This is a genomic window from Nocardia terrae (assembly GCF_009760405.1).
Taxonomy (GTDB): Bacteria; Actinomycetota; Actinomycetes; order Mycobacteriales; family Mycobacteriaceae; genus Nocardia; species Nocardia terrae.
The window spans coordinates 45,479-63,551 of sequence record NZ_WRPP01000007.1; the positions used below are offsets into that span (position 1 = coordinate 45,479).

At 68.3% G+C, this 18,073-nt stretch carries 19 protein-coding genes; 10 read left to right on the plus strand and 9 right to left on the minus strand.

Annotation, left to right across the window (positions count from 1 at the left end):
* The first annotated feature begins 37 nt into the window (after positions 1-37).
* From GPX89_RS31095 to GPX89_RS31110, 4 genes are all read left to right on the plus strand, one after another.
* Positions 38-667, plus strand: a complete 630-nt coding sequence (locus tag GPX89_RS31095) for an FtsB family cell division protein (RefSeq protein ID WP_157391299.1) — start codon at positions 38-40, stop codon at positions 665-667.
* Positions 655-1,212 (plus strand): DUF501 domain-containing protein, encoded by a 558-nt coding sequence (locus tag GPX89_RS31100; protein WP_328602571.1) that lies wholly within the window; start codon positions 655-657, stop codon positions 1,210-1,212. Before GPX89_RS31095 ends, GPX89_RS31100 begins: the two co-directional genes overlap by 13 nt.
* Before the next feature lie 427 nt (positions 1,213-1,639).
* On the plus strand, positions 1,640-2,653 hold the full coding sequence (locus GPX89_RS31105) for a Ppx/GppA phosphatase family protein (protein ID WP_157391300.1): 1,014 nt from the start codon (positions 1,640-1,642) through the stop codon (positions 2,651-2,653).
* A 133-nt stretch (positions 2,654-2,786) separates the two neighbouring features.
* Entirely contained in the window at positions 2,787-4,253 is a 1,467-nt protein-coding gene (locus GPX89_RS31110; protein WP_157391301.1) for a peptide MFS transporter, read from the plus strand.
* 10 nt (positions 4,254-4,263) lie between these two features.
* Here GPX89_RS31110 and GPX89_RS31115 read toward each other — a convergent pair whose 3' ends face one another.
* From GPX89_RS31115 to GPX89_RS31125, 3 genes are read right to left on the minus strand one after another with little or no spacing between them, the layout of a single operon-like run.
* Positions 4,264-4,575 (minus strand): YciI family protein, encoded by a 312-nt coding sequence (locus GPX89_RS31115; RefSeq protein WP_157391302.1) that lies wholly within the window; start codon positions 4,573-4,575, stop codon positions 4,264-4,266.
* A 13-nt stretch (positions 4,576-4,588) separates the two neighbouring features.
* The gene (locus GPX89_RS31120) at positions 4,589-5,071 is read right to left on the minus strand and encodes a DUF2834 domain-containing protein (protein WP_157391303.1); all 483 of its coding nucleotides are present in this window, start codon (positions 5,069-5,071) and stop codon (positions 4,589-4,591) included.
* A 48-nt stretch (positions 5,072-5,119) separates the two neighbouring features.
* Positions 5,120-5,713: a TetR/AcrR family transcriptional regulator gene (locus tag GPX89_RS31125; RefSeq protein ID WP_157391304.1), complete on the minus strand. Its 594-nt coding sequence runs from the start codon at positions 5,711-5,713 to the stop codon at positions 5,120-5,122.
* Between the two features lie 124 nt (positions 5,714-5,837).
* Here GPX89_RS31125 and GPX89_RS31130 point away from each other — a divergent pair, with 124 nt between their 5' ends.
* Together GPX89_RS31130 and GPX89_RS31135 are read left to right on the plus strand one after the other, a co-directional pair.
* On the plus strand, positions 5,838-7,400 hold the full coding sequence (locus tag GPX89_RS31130; RefSeq protein ID WP_157391305.1) for a phytoene desaturase family protein: 1,563 nt from the start codon (positions 5,838-5,840) through the stop codon (positions 7,398-7,400).
* A 96-nt stretch (positions 7,401-7,496) separates the two neighbouring features.
* The gene (locus GPX89_RS31135) at positions 7,497-7,865 is read left to right on the plus strand and encodes a nuclear transport factor 2 family protein (RefSeq protein WP_157391306.1); all 369 of its coding nucleotides are present in this window, start codon (positions 7,497-7,499) and stop codon (positions 7,863-7,865) included.
* A gap of 48 nt (positions 7,866-7,913) precedes the next feature.
* On the opposite strand, the gene GPX89_RS31140 is transcribed toward GPX89_RS31135, so the two are convergent.
* On the minus strand, positions 7,914-8,789 hold the full coding sequence (locus GPX89_RS31140) for an NAD-dependent epimerase/dehydratase family protein (RefSeq protein ID WP_157391307.1): 876 nt from the start codon (positions 8,787-8,789) through the stop codon (positions 7,914-7,916).
* Positions 8,790-8,952: 163 nt separating this feature from the next.
* Between GPX89_RS31140 and GPX89_RS31145 the strand changes: the two genes are divergently transcribed.
* Positions 8,953-9,771 carry an alpha/beta fold hydrolase gene (locus GPX89_RS31145; RefSeq protein WP_157391308.1) on the plus strand — a complete coding sequence of 273 codons (819 nt, stop codon included), beginning with the start codon at positions 8,953-8,955 and terminating at the stop codon, positions 9,769-9,771.
* A 31-nt stretch (positions 9,772-9,802) separates the two neighbouring features.
* On the opposite strand, the gene GPX89_RS31150 is transcribed toward GPX89_RS31145, so the two are convergent.
* Complete coding sequence (locus GPX89_RS31150) at positions 9,803-10,219, minus strand: nuclear transport factor 2 family protein (protein ID WP_157391309.1); 417 nt, start codon at positions 10,217-10,219, stop codon at positions 9,803-9,805.
* Between the two features lie 172 nt (positions 10,220-10,391).
* On the opposite strand from GPX89_RS31150, the gene GPX89_RS31155 reads away from it, so the two are divergent.
* Positions 10,392-11,147 (plus strand): sulfite exporter TauE/SafE family protein, encoded by a 756-nt coding sequence (locus GPX89_RS31155; RefSeq protein WP_328602494.1) that lies wholly within the window; start codon positions 10,392-10,394, stop codon positions 11,145-11,147.
* 71 nt (positions 11,148-11,218) lie between these two features.
* Here the strand turns inward: GPX89_RS31155 and GPX89_RS31160 are convergent, their stop codons facing one another.
* On the minus strand, positions 11,219-12,727 hold the full coding sequence (locus GPX89_RS31160) for an MDR family MFS transporter (RefSeq protein WP_157391310.1): 1,509 nt from the start codon (positions 12,725-12,727) through the stop codon (positions 11,219-11,221).
* 296 nt (positions 12,728-13,023) lie between these two features.
* Here GPX89_RS31160 and GPX89_RS31165 point away from each other — a divergent pair, with 296 nt between their 5' ends.
* On the plus strand, positions 13,024-15,765 hold the full coding sequence (locus GPX89_RS31165) for a helix-turn-helix transcriptional regulator (RefSeq protein ID WP_157391311.1): 2,742 nt from the start codon (positions 13,024-13,026) through the stop codon (positions 15,763-15,765).
* A 20-nt stretch (positions 15,766-15,785) separates the two neighbouring features.
* Here the strand turns inward: GPX89_RS31165 and GPX89_RS44970 are convergent, their stop codons facing one another.
* Positions 15,786-15,953, minus strand: a complete 168-nt coding sequence (locus GPX89_RS44970; RefSeq protein WP_235948547.1) for an alpha/beta fold hydrolase — start codon at positions 15,951-15,953, stop codon at positions 15,786-15,788.
* A gap of 2 nt (positions 15,954-15,955) precedes the next feature.
* Positions 15,956-16,165, minus strand: a complete 210-nt coding sequence (locus tag GPX89_RS44975) for an alpha/beta fold hydrolase (RefSeq protein WP_235948549.1) — start codon at positions 16,163-16,165, stop codon at positions 15,956-15,958.
* Positions 16,166-16,428: 263 nt separating this feature from the next.
* Here GPX89_RS44975 and nicT point away from each other — a divergent pair, with 263 nt between their 5' ends.
* Positions 16,429-17,550 (plus strand): Nickel transporter NicT, encoded by a 1,122-nt coding sequence (gene nicT / locus GPX89_RS31175; RefSeq protein ID WP_157391312.1) that lies wholly within the window; start codon positions 16,429-16,431, stop codon positions 17,548-17,550.
* A 7-nt stretch (positions 17,551-17,557) separates the two neighbouring features.
* Here the strand turns inward: nicT and GPX89_RS31180 are convergent, their stop codons facing one another.
* Positions 17,558-17,971, minus strand: coding sequence for a hypothetical protein (locus GPX89_RS31180; protein WP_157391313.1), 414 nt, complete (start codon positions 17,969-17,971; stop codon positions 17,558-17,560).
* Positions 17,972-18,073 lie beyond the last annotated feature (102 nt).

Sequence of the window (18,073 nt, forward strand, 5' to 3'; positions counted from 1 at the left end):
AGCTTGGGACTTTTCTACTGAATTTCGAGGTGCAGAGATGACGGAGCGACGGGCGCGCGGCAAGAGTCCGGCAGGACGAAACGACCGCCGCCCGTCGCCGTCTGCACGGTCGCGGAGCACCTCGGGCGGTAAGCGGAGTGAATCCGGTACCGCAACAAAGAAATCCACGACCAAGTCGGCCAAGCGCCGCACTCCGGCCCGTTCGACGGCGAAATCCGAACGGCACGAACGCAAGATCTTCGGCCTGTCCACGGGCCGCGCGGTCCTCTTGGCCGCGGTCCTGTGCGCCCTGGCGCTCACGCTGGCGGTGCCGCTGCGCACCTACTTCACCCAGCGCGCCGACGCCCGGGAGCTGGCCGCGCAGCATCGCCAGCTGGAGGACGACGTCGCGACCCTGCGCGATCGCCGTGCCCAGCAACAGGATCCGAACTACATCAAGGCCGAGGCGCGCGACCGCCTGCGCCTGGTGATGCCGGGGGAGACGCCCTACATCGTGCAGCTGCCCGATATGGAGCAGCCGGCCATCCCGACCCAGGCCGCCAAGCCGAAGGCGCCCGACCCCTGGTACACGCAGGTGTGGCACAGCATCTCGTCGCCGCAACCGGGCCCCGCCACCCCGCCGCCACCGCCGCCCGCACTACCCACCCAGGAAGGATCACCCAGGTGACCGCAGCCGAGCACGAACCCAGCGACCGCGATCTCGCCATCGTCGCCGAGCAACTGGGGCGGACTCCGCGCGGCGTGCTGGCCATCGCGTACCACACCCCCGACGGCCTGCCCGCGGTCGTGAAGACCGCGCCCAAGCTGCCCGACGGCACCCCCTTCCCGACCCTGTACTACCTGACCGACCCGCGCCTCACCGCCGAGGCGAGCCGCCTGGAGACCACGGGCCTCATGCGCGAGATGTCCGAACGCCTCACCCGCGACCCGGAACTCGCCGCCTCCTACCGCAAGGCGTACGAGAGCTACCTGTCCGAGCGCAACGCGATCGAGGACCTCGGCACCGATTTCGCCGGCGGCGGCATGCCCGACCGCGTGAAGTGCCTGCACGTCCTGATCGCCCACTCCCTGGCCAAGGGCCCGGGCCTGAACATCCTCGGCGACGAGGCCGTCGCGCTGGCCGCCGACCACGGCTTGCGCGGCACCGCGATTCCGGCGGACTGGCCCAAGTCCGAGGAATACCGCACCGATTCACCCGCCGCCGACGCGTGAGTCGCGGCCGCTCGCACCCGTGGCCGATGGCATCAGGGTGCGCCGCCGCCGATGGTTTCGGAACGACAATCGCGGCGTCATCTTCCCCGCGACGGTGATGGGCGAGGGACGCGGTCCGATCCCGGCCGCGAGGTACGGACCCCGGAGCGAGGCGGATCCGTCGACCGCGGTAGTTCCCCCGCAGCGGTGATGCGCGGGAAGGACGCGGGCCGATCCGGCCGCCCGGTATGGACTCCGGGGTGCGGTGGATCCGTCCACGCGAAGGGTCGCGGGCGCGCCGGAGTCTGTAGGCTGCCGGATGTCCGAGATGACGGGGTCGTGATCGGTGCGGTGGGCCGAGTTCCGGGATCGCGGGCGGCCGAATTCGTCGGCGAGCGCGGCAGGCCGGCGGAATGTGTTCAGAACTAGTCGAATTCAGAGGTCAGTCATGAGCGAGGCGGAGTTCGCCCAGAGTGCGGCGGTCCCGGGCGCACCGACCGAAGGCCACGAGCGGATCGCGGCGGTCGACTGCGGGACGAATTCCATTCGACTGCTGATCGCCGATGTCACCCGGGGCGAGGACGGCAAGCCGCAGCTGAGCGATGTGCATCGGGAGATGCGGATCGTGCGGCTCGGGCAGGGCGTGGACGCCACCGGGGCGCTGAATCCCGAGGCGATCGAACGGACTCGGGTCGCGCTGCACGACTATGTGGAGCTCATGCTGAAGTTCGGGGTCACCCGGGTGCGGATGGTGGCGACCTCCGCCACCCGCGATGCCTCGAACCGCGAGGACTTCTTCACCATGACCGGCGTCGAACTCGGCCGGGTGGTGGCCGGGGCGCAGGCCGAGGTGATCACCGGCGACGAGGAGGCGCGGCTGTCCTTCGCCGGGGCGGTCGGTGAACTGTCCAGTGCCGCAGGGCCTTTCGTGGTGGTCGATCTGGGCGGCGGGTCCACCGAGGTGGTGCTCGGGGACGCCGACGGGGTGCAGGCGGCGTACTCGGCGGATATCGGCTGCGTGCGGATCACCGAGCGGTGCCTGCACGGCAATCCGCCCACCCGCGAGGAGGTCGCCTCGGCGCGGTTCTTCGCCTCGGAGCGGCTGGCGCAGGCGTTCGGGGTGGTGCCGGTCGAGCGGGCGCACACCTGGGTGGGTGTGGCCGGGACCATGACCACGATCGCGGCGGTATCGCTGGATCTGCCCGAATACGATTCGGAGAAGGTGCATCTCACCCGATTGCCGCTGGCCGAGCTGCGCCAGGTCTGTGATCGCCTGGTGGGCATGAACCACGACGAGCGGGCCGCGCTCGGGCCCATGCACCCGGGCCGGGTGGATGTGATCGGCGGCGGCGCGGTAATAGCCGAAGTGCTTGCCGATGAGCTTGCGCGGCGGGCGGGCATCAGCGAACTGATCGTCAGCGAACACGACATCCTGGACGGCATCGCACTGTCCATTGCCTGATCAGAGGGCTCGGCAACGGCATTGGGGACGAATGTCCTTCGTGCAGCTCATCCTGAGCATTCCCTGAGCAATTGTGACGTAGGTTAACACCTGAGGTTGCTGTCAGATTGCCCAATATGGGAGGGTCTCGGGTATGTCAGGAGTAGCCAACCCAGCGAAACCGACCACCGAACGCACCCTGTTCGGCCACCCCATCGGTATCGCGAATCTGTTCGGCGTCGAGTTGTGGGAACGGTTCTCGTTCTACGGCATGCTCACGATTCTCGGCTACTACCTGTACTACACGGCCACCGACGGCGGCCTCGGGATGTCGAAGGCCACCGCCACCGGCATCGTCGGCGCGTACGGCGGTCTGGTCTACCTGGCGACGATTCTCGGTGCGTGGGTGGCGGACCGGCTGATCGGTTCGGAGCGGACCGTCTTCTACGGCGGTGTGATCGTCATGGCCGGCCATATCGCACTGGCGATTCTGCCCGGCCTCACCGGTGTCGGCGTGGGTCTGGCGCTGGTGGCGCTCGGCTCGGGCGGTCTGAAGGCGAATGCCTCCGCCCTGCTCGGCACCCTGTACGACAAGGACGATCCGCGCGCGGACGGCGGCTTCACGCTGTTCTACCTGGGCATCAACGTCGGTGCCTTCGCGGGTCCGCTGATCACCGGTCTGCTGCAATCCCATGTGGGCTTCCACTACGGCTTCGGTGCGGCGGCCATCGGTATGGCTATCGGTCTGACCCAGTACGTGGTCTTCCGCCGAAACCTCGGCGAGCACGGCCGGGATGTTCCGAACCCGTTGCCGCGCACCGCGATTCCGAAGGCCGTCGCGGCCCTCGTCGCGATCGTCGCGGTGGTCGCGATCGCCTGGGCGATCAAGCTGGTCACCCTGTCGAACCTGCCCGATTCGGTCACCGTCGTCGTCTCGGTGGCCTCGATCGCCTACTTCGCACTCATGCTCACCAGCCCGAAGGTCGACGCGGTCGAACGCACCCGGGTGCGCGCCTACATTCCGCTGTTCATCGCGAACGCGGTGTTCTGGTCGCTGTTCCAGCAGATCTTCACCGTGCTCGCGGTCTACTCCGACGAGCGCATGGACTGGAACGTCTTCGGGTGGGACGCGCCCTCGAACTGGATCGGCTCCATGGAACCGGTGTGGGTCATCGCGCTGTCTCCGCTGTTCGCCATCATGTGGACCCGCCTGGGCCGCCGGTCCCCGAGCACCCCGCGCAAGTTCTCGCTCGGCGTGATCGGCATGGGCGCGGCCTTCCTGCTGTTCACCCTGTTCTCGGGCTCGCACGGCAAGTCGGTGCCGGCGCTGCTGGTGTTCTTCATCCTCGGCGCGTTCGCGATCTCGGAGCTGATGCTGTCCCCGATCGGCCTGTCGGTCACGACCAAGCTGGCCCCCAGGGTCTTCCGCTCGCAGATGATGGCGCTCTACTTCTTCTCGGTCGCCATCGGCACCTCGATGTCGGGCGTGCTCTCCAAGTACTACGACCCCTCCCATGAGCTCGCCTACTTCGGCATCACCGGCCTGGTGACCATGGTGGTCGGCGCGGTCGTCTGGCTGATCGCACCGTGGATCAGCCGCCACATGGAGGGCGTGCACTGATCGCGGTCGGTCACATGCCCGGCATGGCCAGGAACTCGTAGATATCGAGGGTGCCACCCGATTCGGTGTGCGGGTGGCCCTTCAGTACGTCCTTCAGCGCCTCGGTGGAGTCGGCCTGCAGGATCGAGAAGCCGCCGATGCCGCCGTCGGCGCTCATGGACGCCGGTCCCAGTGGCGAACCCAGGTCGACGATGGCCGATTCCGCGCGGGCGGCCCAGTCCATCCAAGCCTGCATGCCGGCGGTTTGCGCTTCGGGTGTGGATTCGTCCATTTGCTCACGGGCGGACCGTCCGGCCTTGTAGAGCACCAGGAATTTGGTCATGGGGAGCTCCTGACTATCGTCCCCGACGTGGATTGCTCATCGTATGCCGATCGGCCGTGATGAGGTAGAGAACGAACCCGAAGACCGCACTCGTGAACAGGCTGTCGACAAAGAAGAGCCAGGGTTTGGGTAGGCCCTTGCGCAATCCGCCGCTGATCGACATCAGGGGCAGGATCGCGACATTGAGGAGCGTGTAGTCCTGGCTCGCCGAGTCCGCCGCCCAATTGCCGAACATCAGCTCGATGTAGTGCGACCAGCTGGAACCGTTGCCCCACAGCGAATTCGAATCATCGGAGTGATACTCCAGCACGAAGCGGATATTGAAGTACCAGCCGAGCAGCACCGAGGCGATGTCGATGGTCCAGTATGCGATTTCGACCGCGCCGGTGCGTTTTCCGTCCGGCTTCGCGCGGTAGAGCGCACGGTTCTCCCACAGTATCCAGGCGGTGATGGCGAGGCCCAGGATGGCGTGGACGATCAGGCTGATGAGGTACATGGCGGTCCTGGGGGGATCGTGAGCGGCCCGCGACCTCTTTTCACGCCCTCAGGAGATGCCGTTCCTGAGGGTGCGCAGTCCGAGATCGACCAGGTGTGAGAGCTCGTCGGTATCGAGATTGCCTCTGGCGAACCAGGTTTCGGTGGCGGTGAACATGACCGCGCTGATGCACTGCGCGGTAACGGCGATCAGGTAGTCGGTGTCGGGCGCGGGATCGGCCGCGCCGCGGGTGCGCAGGTGCTGCTCGATCTCGTGGGCGAACTCGCCCTGCACGGTCTTGATGTGGGCGCGGACCAGGTCGCGTTCGAGCTGCTTGCCGCGCAGCACCGCGATCTGTTGCAGCGCATCGTCGTACGGGAAGGATTCGACGGCGATCCGCACGGAGGTGGCGATGGATTCACCTGGCGGCCGCACCGACAGCGCCCGGCGGAACCAGTCGAGTCGGGCGTCGTAGTCGGAGAACAGGATGTGTTGTTTGGACGGATAGTGCCGGTAGAAGGTGCGCTCGGTCACCCCGGCGTCAGCGGCGATCTCGGCCACCGATGTCGCCTCGACACCCTGCTCGAGAAACCGGGCGAGGGCGGCATGCTGCAGTGCGGTGCGGGTGCGCTCGGCCTTCGACGGCTTCGGGGTGACAGGCATGCGCGCATCCTAGGTCAGGGCGTCAGGTCGGCTTCATAAGGCTGCACTTTAGGTCAATCAAGCCAGAAATGTAGTCGATTTCGTCAACATTGACATTCCTTTGAACCGGTGGGACTCTCGCCTCATGTCGGACTATGACGCGATCGTGATCGGAGCCGGGCACAACGGGCTGACGGCCGCAATGGTGTTGCAGCGGGCCGGATTACGCACCGTGTGCCTGGAGGCCAAGCACTATTCGGGCGGCATGGCCGCCACGGTCGAGCTCATCGACGGCTACCGCTTCGAGATCGCTGGATCCGAGCAGTTCCCCACCTCGGCGCGGCTCAGCGCCGAACTGGAACTCGACCGGGTGCCGACCGTGCCCCTGGAGGTGATGTCGGTATCGACCCTCGGCAAGGGCGACGCCCCGTTCGTCTACTACACCGACCCGATGAAGCTGATGGACCACGTGTCCTCGGTGCACGGCGGCGATGTGCTGACCGGGATGGCCGGGCTGCTCGCCTGGGCGCAGGCGCCCGGCCGCGCGCTCGGGCGCTTCGAGGTGCGCCGTCCACCGCCCACCATCGACGAGATGTATGCCTGCGCGACAAATGAATTCGAACGGCAGGCCATCTCCGACATGCTGTTCGGGTCGCTGTCGGACGTGCTGGACCGGTTCCTGCCTGCGACCGACAAGAACGGGGCGCTCCGGGGCATGATGGCTTTCCTGGGGCTGAACATGACTTTCCGTGGTCCCGAAATACCGGGCAGCGCAATGTCATTGGCCTTCGGCCTCGCCACCCCGGAAGGCAACGGCACTCTCATGCGCAAGATCAACGGTGGAATCGGCGCTCTGACAGCGCATCTGCGCGACGGCTTCGAAGCCGCGGGCGGTCTGGTACGCCTGAGAACGCCGGTAGCCCGGATCGATGCCGCCGGCGGACGGGTCAGCGGGGTGACCACCGAGGGCGGCGAGACGATCACCGCGCCGATCGTGGTGTCGAGCCTCGCGCCGGACCTGACCGTGGGACGGCTGCTGGATCCGGCCGTGGTGCCCGAGGACCTGCGGACCCGATTCGCCCGGGTGGATCACCGCGCCAGCTATCTGCAGGTGCACTTCGCGCTCGACGGTCTGCCGGAATTCGCCGAACCCTATGGGCTGCTCAATGATCCGACCATGCAGTCGGCGATCGGCCTGTTCAGCACGCCCGAGCAGTTGCAGCGGCAATGGGAGGACTGTCGCCGCGGGATCGTGCCCGAGGAGCCCGCGCTGGTCCTGCAGCTGCCCTCGGTCAATGATCCGCAGGTCGCGCCGGAGGGCAAACACGTCGCTTCCGTGTTCGCGCTGTGGCTGCCCATCGCCGGGGACCGCTCGCGTCGCGGCGGGCCGGAGCACGATATGGCCGAGCGGGTCATCGACCGAATCGCCGGCCTCGCACCGAATTTCCGCAGCCTCATCTCCCGGCACATCGTCTTCACCCCGCGCCACATGCGGCTCATGTTCGGCGCGCCCGGGGGCGACTACTGCCACGGTCTGGTCCACCCCGAGCAGATGGGACCGAATCGGCCCGGCCCCGGCGGATTTCGTGACCAGCCGTTGCCGGTGACGGGACTGTATCTCGGCAGCGCGGGCTGCCACGGTGGTCCGGCGGTGTCGTTCATCCCCGGCTACAACGCCGCCCACCAGGCCCTCGGCGACCGTGCGTAGCGGACCGGTCGTCAGTACTTAAGCACGACAGATTCCGGGCCGCGCCCGGCTCAATAACGTTCTTCTCATCAAGTTCGAACCACCGAGGAGAACACCATGAGCGACATGAACGAGCTGGTCCAGCGCTACCTGACCGCCTGGAACACCACCGACGCGAACACCCGCGCGGACCTGGTGGCCGAGCTCTTCACCGAGGATGCCGAGTACACCGACCCGCTGGTGTCGGTCACCGGCCACGCCGGACTCGACGCCACCATCGCCGCCGTCCAGGGGCAGTTCGCGGGCCTGGAATTCAGCCTCGGCGCACCGGTCGACACCAACCACCACATTGTCCGATTCACCTGGCACCTGGGTGCTCCGGGCGCGGAACCGCTGGTCATCGGCTTCGATGTCGCCGCCCTCGCCGAGGACGGACGCATCCAGCGCGTCTACGGGTTCCTCGACCAGGTCCCGGCCGGACTCTGAATCGCCCTCATGCGGGCGGGAACCGGTGGACCGGTTCCCGCCCGGGGGTCAGCGGTACGAGCCGGTGGCGAGATCGTCGATCGCGCTGGGGCCCTTGGGCTCCCACCGCAACCGCGCGCGGGCCGCGTCGCCGGTGACGGACTGGCTGAGGGCGAGGGCGTCGGCGAACGGGGCACCCAGTTCGGCCCGAGCCTCGGCCAGCGGCCAGACCTTCGGGTCACCGGAGACCCCGGCGGCCTGCGCGGCGGCGGCAGCCAGGTCCCGGACCGAGACCGCGGCCTCGCCGATGCCGTGCCAGACCGTCCCGGCCTGGGCCTGCTCCACGACCTTCACGAAAAGATCGGCCAGATCGTCGATGTGAACGGTGGGCCACACCACCGCGGGATCGGCGACGACCACGGGCGCCTCCTGCTTGCGGGCGAGATCGACCAGCAGCGCGGGGATTCCGCCATTGCGGCCGTGCACGATGCCGGGCCGGACCACCGCGGCGCGGACGCCCGCCTCTGCCAGGCCGAGGACCTGCCGTTCGATATCGGGGCGGTAGCCGACGATCGGAATCGGATTCGTCGGGGTCGTCTCGTCGGCGACGGTGCCGTTCGTCGCGCCGAGCACCCAGACGCCACTCGTGTACACGAAGGGCTTGCCGGTGCCGCGCAGCGGATCGGTGAGCGCGGTGATGGCGGCGGCGTCCACGGACGCGTCACCGGTCGGCGTGGCCAGATCGACCACGGCATCGATATCGGCGGTGACCGCGGCGGTCAGCGACGCGGGATCGGTGAGATCCCCGGTGCGCGACTCGTATTCACCCGCCGTCGCCTCCCGGCCCGGCCTGACGAGCGCGACGACCTGGTGCCCGCGATCGGAAAGACGCTCGGCGACAACGGAACCCACATAGCCCGCTGCTCCGAGAACCAGTACTCGCATGACATCTCCTTCTACCCGCCGGCCGCGACGGCCGGAACCTCCGGCACTGGACCGTTCCACGACGCGCTGGCATCCCGCTGGCAGCCGATTGCCACCGGACTGCCCGGCGCGCCGAATTCACTTGGCGGCCAGCGGTCGACAGTAAGCAACAAAGGGAATCACGATGTATTTCACAACCCCCACCGACGGCACCACCCTCGCCTATGAGGACTACGGCACCGGCACCCCGATCGTCTTCGTGGCCGGCTGGAGCCTGCCCTCCGACATGTGGGAGCGCCAGGTCCCGTTCTTTCTCGACCACGGCTACCGCTGCGTCCTGCTCGACCGCCGCGGCCACGGCCGCTCGGACCGCCCCACCTCCGGCTACGACACCGACACCCGCGCAGACGATCTCGCCGGCCTGATCGAGCACCTCGATCTGCGTGACGTCATCCTGGTCTCGCATTCCGGCGGCGGCGCCGAGGTGGTCCGCTACCTCGCGCGCCACGGCGCGGACCGGGTGCAGCGAGTCGCCATGCTGGCGGCCACGGTTCCGTTCCTGCTCCAGACCGAGGACAACCCGATCGGGATCCCCGGCGAACTCATCGAGGCCACGCTCACCGACCTGAAAACCGATCGCGCGCGGTGGTTCACCGACCTGTCGCAGAGCTACTTCGCCACTCACATGGGCACCCGGGTGACCCCGGCGACCATCGACACCGAGATCCGGCGCTCCTTGAGCACCTCCATCGTCTCCACCATCGAGGTCCAGCGCGAGACCGCCCACACCGACTGCCGCGCCGACCTCGCCGCCCTGACGGTCCCCGTCCTACTGCTGCACGGCGTGCAGGACCAGCAGATGCCGATCGACCTCACCAGCCGCCGGACCGTCGAAATGACCCCGAACGCCGTGCTGAAGGAGTACCTCGACGCGGGCCACGGCCTGTACTCCAGCCACGCCGCCCAGGTGAACGCCGACATCCTCGACTTCATCAAGTCCTGACCGCGGACGCCGGGCCGGTGGGGCGGCCGATTCAGTTGGCGGGGAACAGGAGTCGGCGGGCGTAGGCGGTGTCGAATTGTTCGCGGGCCTCGGCGATGCGGCCCTTCTCCACTCGGAAGGCGATGATCACATCGTTGACGTAGGGCTCGCCCGCGGTGGTGGTGGCCCGGGTGGTCCATTCGGCGACGGCGTGGTCGCCGTCGGCGAGGACGGTGCGGACCTCCTGGCTGATGGGCTCGGTGAGGTCGAAGCGCTCGAGCATGGCGGGGAGGAAGCCGTGGAAGATCTGGTCGGGGCCGACCCAGGTACCCGAGGTGGGGAGGTCGCCGGCCAGGGTCCAGGTGGCGTCGGGGGTGAAGAATTCGGTGCGGCGGTCGACCGCCTCACCGGCCTGCAGGGCGCGGATGTAGTTCTCGATGACGGTGCGGGTTTCGGCTGTGGTGCTCATGGGATTCAGTTCACCGGAAATCGCGGGGCCGACCAATGAGCAGTCGGCGCACACAGCGATAAGGAAGCGTTATCGCTCGCCGGGAGGGGTGGCCTGCGGGGCGGCGTCGGGCGAATTCGTAGGATGTCCGGGTGAGCGCTGGGTTTTGTTGTCTCCGGCCCGGTGAGCGGCGGTGACCGTCGTCGAGGCGGTCGAGCTGATTGCTGTCGGTTTCGCGGCCGGATTGGTCAGTGTGCTGGTCAGTCTGGCGTCGCTGGTGTCCTATCCGGCGCTGCTCGGCATGGGGTTGATGCCGGTCGCGGCGAATGTCACCAATACGGTGGCCCTCATCTTCACCGGGGTCGGGGCGGCGGCGGGATCGCGGCAGGAGCTGGCGGGGACGCGGCGCACGGTGCTGCGGCTCGGGGCGCTCGCGGCCGTCGGCGGTGCCATCGGCGCGGTGCTGTTGCTGGTCGCGCCCGCATCGACCTTTCAGGTCGTGGTGCCGTTCCTGATCGGCGGGGCCTCGGTGTTCCTCCTGGCGCAGCCGACCCTGACCCGGCGGTGGCAGCACACGAGCGACGCCGGAAAAGCCTGGCGGACCGGACTGTTGGGGACGCTGCTGTTCGCGTCCGCCGTCTACGCCGGGTATTTCGGTGCGGCGGGCGGGATCCTGATCCTCGCCATCATCTCGGCCATGTACCCGGAGTGGTCGCCGCAGCGCGCCAATGCGGTCAAGAGCGTCACCTCCATGTGCGCGAACGGCGCGGCGGCAATCGGATTCGCGTTCTACGGCCCGGTGCACTGGGCCTTCGTGGTACCGCTCGCCCTGGGCTTCCTGCTGGGCGGGCGAGTCGGACCGGTGGTGGCGAGGCGGCTGCCCAGCAACAGCCTGCGGGTCATCGCCGCCGGGTGCGGCATCGCGCTCGCGGTGAAATTCGCGGTCTGAGAACCGGAACCGCCCGAGCACGCGAAAGCGCCCATGGCCTTGGGCCACGGGCGCTTTCGACTGCGGGATGGTCAGTCCTTGACCAGCTCCACATCGGAGAACTCGGCTTCGTCCACCACATCCGGGATCTCGGCGTCGTGCACCACGTCGGGGATCTCGGCCCCGTGCGCGGTCGCGGCCGAGCGGTTGGGCAGCAGCACCGCCATCAGGATCACCACGACCGACAGGCCCGCGGAGACCAGGAAGGCCAGCCGCATACCGGACAGCGAGGCGTCCAGCGGGTTGGAACCGCTCCCGACCAGGTGGTTGGTCCGAGAGGTCATGACCGTCACCACCAGCGCCGTGCCGAAGGCGGCGGCCACCTGCTGCAGCGTCGCCAGCATCGAACTGCCGTAGGAGTACAGATGCATCGGCAGCGCGCCCAGACCCAGGGTGAAGACCGGCGTGAAAGCCCCGGCCAGCGACACCATGAGCAGCACGTGCAGCGCGACCAGCACCACGTACGGCGAGGTCAGCGACAGCTGGGTGAAGCCCGCCAGGGCGGCGGTAATGCCGATCGCGCCCGGAATCACCAGGACCCGGCCGCCGAACCGGTCGAAGATCTTGCCGACGGTCGGACCGAGCAGACCCATGGCCAGACCGCCGGGCATCACCAGCAGACCGGTCTGCAGCGGGCTCAGCCCACGCAGGTTCTGCAGGTACAGCGGCAGCAGGATCATCGAACCCATCATGGCCAGGAAGGCCACCGCCATCAGCACCAGCGACTTGGTGTAGGTGGGGGCCAACAGGATTCGCAGGTCCATCAGCGGGGAGCCCTTGCGCTGCAGGGACAGCTGGCGGAACACGAAGATCGCGATCAGGGCGACGCCACCGGCGATGATCAGCGCGGGAGTGGTCGCGCTGCCCTCGCCGAACTTGCTCAGCCCGTACACCAGGCCACCGAAACCGAAGGCCGCGAACGCCACACTGAACCAGTCGATCGAACCCGCTTGCGGGTCACCGACATTCTCCAGCTTGCGCAGGCCGAACACGGTCACCGCACCGGCGATGGGCAGCACCAGCGCGAACAGCCAACGCCAGGAACCGATCTGGAGCACCAGGCCGGAGATGACCGGGCCCATGGCCGGAGCCACCGAGATGGCCAGGGTGACATTGCCCATGACCCGGCCGCGGTCCTCTTCGGAGACGACCGTCATCAGAGTCGTCATCAGCAGCGGCATCATGACGGCGGTGCCGCCGGCCTGGACGACGCGGCTGATCAGCAGAACCGCGAAAGTCGGCGCGATCGCGGCGATCGCGGTACCGACGAGGAAGACGCCCATGGCGAGGGCATACGCCTGGCGGGTGGTGACCCGCTGCAGGAACCAGCCGGTGACGGGGATGACCGCCGCCATGGTCAGCATGAAGACGGTGGACACCCAGGGCGCGGTCTCGGCGGACACGTTCAGATCCGTCTTCAGCCGTGGGATCGCGTTGATCATGATGGTCTCGTTGAGGATCACCGTGAAGGTCGCGAGCACCAGCAACCGGATGACGGTTGGCGTCCGCTGCTTGGTGGAGCTAGCGGATAGGTCGGGCATCGGAAAACCTCCGGTGTAATTCGAGATCGAGGGGTTGAGCGGGCTCGATGGTCGGCGACTGCGCTGTACCGGAGCCACATCGGTAGAGACGGGGACAGAACGCACAACTCATCGGTCGCGAATCAGTATTCCGGCGGGGTCCGACAGATTTCATCCCATTAACCGGTACTTCAGGCTGGAAAGAACTCGCGAAAATGCGCTCTCACCAGCACTTATCACAGTCATGAAGATCGTTTGGTGAGCCAGGTCACTCGAGAGGTATCCGGCACCGGCCATGATGGACACCGATGGAAGGTATGAGAACGACCGTGGCCGAACAGGTTCCGCCGCTCCGGGGTCGCGAGCGGGAGCAGGAAACACTCAGCGGATTGATCGAGGGCGCGCGCGAGGGCCGCAGCGGGGCGCTGGTGCTGCGGGGTGAGCCCGGCATCGGCAAGACCGCGCTGCTGGATTTCGCCGCCGCGCGGGTGGGCGGGCTGCGGCTGCTGCGCGGCACCGGCATCGAGGTCGAGGCCGAATTGCCGTTCGCCGGACTGCAGATGTTGCTGCGCCCCGCGTTGGATCGCCTCGCCGGGCTGCCCGAACCGCAGCGCGTGGCGCTGAGCGGTGCGCTGGGTCTGGGTGCGGGCGGCGGTGAGCCCATGCTGACCGGTCTGGCCGTGCTGTCGCTGCTCACCGACTACGCCGACGGGACCGGGCTGCTGGTGGTCGTCGACGACGCGCAGTGGCTGGACCGCGCCTCGCAGGACGCACTGCTGTTCGCGGCCCGGCGGCTGCACGCCGAGGGCGTCGCCCTGCTCTTCGGCGTTCGGGATGGCGAGGGCTCGTTCGAAGCGACCGGTCTGCCCGAGGTACCGCTGACCGGATTGACACCCGAAGCCTCGGCGGCCCTGCTCGACGAGCACGCGCTCACCCCCGCCGTGCGCTACCGGCTGCTGGCCGAGGCGCGCGGCAACCCGCTGGCCCTGCGCGAGCTGCCACTGGCCATGGCGGCCGAACCCACCGCCGACCTGTCCACCGGCGCGCTACCGCTGACCGATCGGCTGCGCCTGGCCTTCCATGGCCGGATCAGCCGACTGCCCGAACCGACCAGAACCCTGCTGACGGTGATGGCCATCGACGAGAGCTGCGACCCCGCCGTCATCCTGCGCGCCGCCGCCGCGCTGGGCGTGGGGGTCGACGACCTCGGGCCCGCGGAAGCGGCCGGCCTGCTGCAGGCCGGCGCGGGGACCGAGCTGCCGATCACCTTCCGCCACCCGCTGATTCGGGCGGCGGTCTACCAGCGTGCCCCGCTGGCCGCGCGGATGGCCGTGCATCGGGCGCTGGCCGAGGCGCTGGACTCGCCCGAGCAGGCGGATCGCCGGGCCTGGCATCGCGCGGCGGCGGCCGTCGGTCCCGACGCCGAGTTGGCGGATGCCCTGGAGCGCAATGCCGTTCGCGCGCGCGAGCGCGGCGGGTTCAAGGCGGCCGCCGCGGCCTATGATCGGGCGGCCCGGCTCAGCACCGGTCCGGAGGATCGGTTGCACCGCAGCGCGCTGGCGGCGCAGGCGGCGCTGGAGTCCGGTGATCTGGATCGGGCCGCGGACCTGGCCCGCCGCACGGCTCGCGAGGTGGACTCGGAGTCGTTGCGCGCCAGCCTGTCCCAGGTGCAGGCGCTGGCCCGCTTCTGGCGGGGCGAGTTCCCCGAGGCGCATCGGCTGTTGATCGACGCCGCCGCGACCATCGCGTCCACGGAACCGGCGCAGGCGGCCGACATGCTGGTGCAGGCCGTGCACACCGGGTGGTACCTCGGCGAGGCCGAGCTGCGGGAGGTGCTGAAAAACCTTGCGAACCTGAAACTCTCGGAGGAGTTGCCGGTATCGCCGGTCGTGCGGTTCATCGGCCAACTCTTCGACCGGGGTCCGGGACGGCCCTTGGCGCTGGCCGACATCCTCGGCGAAATCCGTTCCCGGGGGGAGGCTTCCGATCAGGTTCGATCCATCCTGTGCGGCTTGGCCCTCGCTCGCGGACAGGACGGCCCGGCCTTCGATCTGGCGCTGTCCCTGGCGGCCGGGCATCGAACGGCCGGTGCGGCGGGGCGGCTGCCGACGGTGCTGTTCTTCGCGGCCGAAGCCGACATCTTCACGGGCCGGCTGCGTGACGCGCGCGCGGCCACCGTCGAGGCCCGCGATCTGGCCCGCGACACCGGTCAGCAGCAGTGGGTGCGTCAACTCAGCAGTGTCCTGGCGCATTTGGACGCGCTCCGAGGTGATGAGGACGAGTGCCGCGCGCACGCCGAACTCGGACTCACCGGTGACACCCCGGGAGCGACCGCGCCGGGCGCACCGTGGGCGCACTGGTCGCTGGGCTTGCTCGAGCTGGGGACCGGTCGCGCGGAAGCTGCGCTGTCACGCTTCGAGCGATTGACGAAATCACCGTTCAACCACCACATTTGCGCTACCCGTTCGATCCCCGATCTGGTCGAGGCCGCGGTCCGCATCGGAGCCGCGGACCGTGCCGCGGAGCCCTTCGCCAATTTCGAGGGGTGGGCCGAGTCGGTGGCACAGCCGTGGGCCGATGCCCTGGTGCTGCGGTGCCGGGCGCTGCTGGACGACACGCGGGCCGAAGAGTTCTACGCGCGGGCGCTCGAGATCCACGATCGCGAGACCCGCCCCATCGAATTCGCCCGCACCGCACTGCTCTACGGCGAATGGCTGCGTCGCGCCCGGCGCAAGTCCGAGGCCCGCACCCACCTGCACGAGGCCCTCGAGATCTTCGAGCGCCTGGGGCTGGATCCGTGGGCGCGGCGCGCCCGCCACGAGCTGAGCGCCGCCGGTGCGCCCGAGACCGATCCCGCTCCGGCCCGCGGCGATGGCACCGGACTGACCCCGCAGGAATTGCAGATCGTCCGGCTGGCCGCCCGGGGTTTGTCCAACCGGGACATCGCCGCGCAGTTGTTCCTGAGTCACCGCACGGTGGGCTATCACCTCTACAAGGCGTATCCGAAGCTCGGTGTCACCTCGCGGGGGGAGCTGAAAGACGTTGTCGCCCAGCTCTGACAGCCCTGTCCGGCGTCCGCTCACGCCTTGATGAAGTCGAGCAGGTCGTTGTTGAGCTGCTCGGCGTGCGTGGCGTACAGGCCGTGCCCGGCCGTGGGGTACTCGCGGTAGGTCGCGCCCGGCACCAGCTCGACGGTGCGGCGTCCGGTGATGTCGATCGGCGCGGAGAAGTCGGCGTCGCCGTGCACGATCAGGGTGGGAACGGTGATGCCGCCGCCGAGCGGCCGTGCCCGCGCCGGTCCAGGGCGACGCAGCGGTAGCCGCGGTCGGCGAAGAAGGGGATCTGGTACTCCCACATGTCGGAGGGCAGCATGGCGCCCGCGACGAACACGATGACCGGGCCGGTGCCATAGTCCTCGTATGCGAGCTGGGTGCCGTCGGTGGGGGCGGTGAAGAACATCGGAGGCTTCTTTCGCTGTTCCGAACTCGATGAGAAGAACGTTGTTGAGCTCGGCAGTCCCCGGATTCCGTCGTGCTCGAGTACCGTCGACCGGTCTCTGTATAGTCGGGCGAACATCTTGTGACGATGTTGGGAATCCGGTGCAAATCCGGGACGGTCGCGCCACTGTGTCCGGGCCGCTCACCGCGGTCGGGGAGTCAGACCTCGCCTCGCCACAGCCCTACGCGCGGGGACGCGGTTTCCCCGAGAAGGTCTTCGCACACATGTCTGTGGATCCCCGCCCCGATTCCGCCGTCCCGGCCCGTCGCCGCCTGCGGCATGTGCTCCACGATTGGACCCGCAAGGACTGGATCGAGGCGGGGGTGCTGCTGGGGGTGGTCGCGGCCATTCACGTGACGGCGTTCGGGCTGCTGTTCGGCGCGGTGGCCCCGCACAGCTATCAGCTCGGTTCCCAGGTGTTCGGGGTCGGGCTGGGATTCACCGCCTACGCGTTCGGGCTGCGGCACGCCTTCGACGCCGATCACATTGCGGCCATCGACAATACGACCCGCAAGCTGATGGCCGACGGGCAGCGGCCCAAATCGGTGGGCTTCTGGTTCGCCATGGGCCACGCGACGATCGTGTTCGTGCTGGCGGCGCTGGTGGTGGCCGGGGCGCGGGTGGTGGGGGAACTGGTCGACGACGATTCGCCGACCCGCAAGACCCTGGGCATGGTGTCCACGATCGCCTCGGGCTCGTTCCTGTATCTGATCGGCCTGCTCAATGTGGTTGCGCTGATCGGCATCTGGCGGGTGTTCCGGCGTACCCGCCGGGGCGAGTTCGACGCCGAGGAGCTGGAGGCCGCCCTGCAGGCGCGCGGCGTGCTGGCCCGGATGCTCGGGCCGGTCATGCGGGCGGTGCGGCGGCCGGCCCAGGTCTACCCGGTGGGCATCCTGTTCGGTCTGGGCTTCGACACCGCCACCGAGGTCGCGCTGCTGGCGCTCGCCGGTTCCGGCGCCGCCGCCGGACTGCCCTGGTATGCGATCGTGGTGCTGCCCTTGCTGTTCGCCGCCGGTATGAGCCTGATGGACACCCTCGACGGCCTGTTCATGAACGTGGCCTACGACTGGGCGTTCTCCGAACCGATCCGCAAGATCTACTACAACCTCACCATCACGGCGCTGTCGATCGCGGTCGCCCTCGTCGTCGGCTCCATCGAATTGATCACGGTGCTCCACAACGACGCCGACTTCGTCAACCCGGTCACCGACTGGATCGCCGGAATCAACTTGAACAATGTCGGTTTCGGCATCGTGGGCCTGTTCGTTCTCGCCTGGATCATCGCCATCGCCTACTGGCGCTGGGCCAAGCTCGAACAACGCTGGGCCACCGGCCCGACGGAGTGAACCTGCCTCAGCCGAGGTGGTCGAATCGCTTCTTCGTGGTCGTGACAGGCGATTTCAGCGCCAGGTCCAGCACCGTGACGGTGATGTCGGTGAGCGACCCGGACTGGAACTCGGCCAATTCGCCGAACAGCTGCACGGGATTCACGGTGACGGTGGCCAATTGGGGCTGCCCGATGCAGATCGCCGGGGCGAGCGCGGTCCCGTTCACCCCGGAACCGAGATACCGGTTCTCCCGCACCGTCACCGAGAGTTCCGCACCCATGCCCGCGGTGCACGCATACGAAACCCCGATCACGGCATTGCCATTGGATTCCATGGCGCTCTCGACGGTGAGCGCGGGTGCGGCATTCGCCGTCCCGGTGGCGAGAACCGCGGCAGCGGCGAGCGCGCCGAGGGTGGTGATGAGATCGCGTGTCCGCACGGTGTCTCCTGCGCCTTCAATGCCGTTGGCCTGCACAGTTTTCAGAGATCAACGGTGCATCGGGAGCGACAGTAGCCGATAAAAACCAACCGCAACGAACTT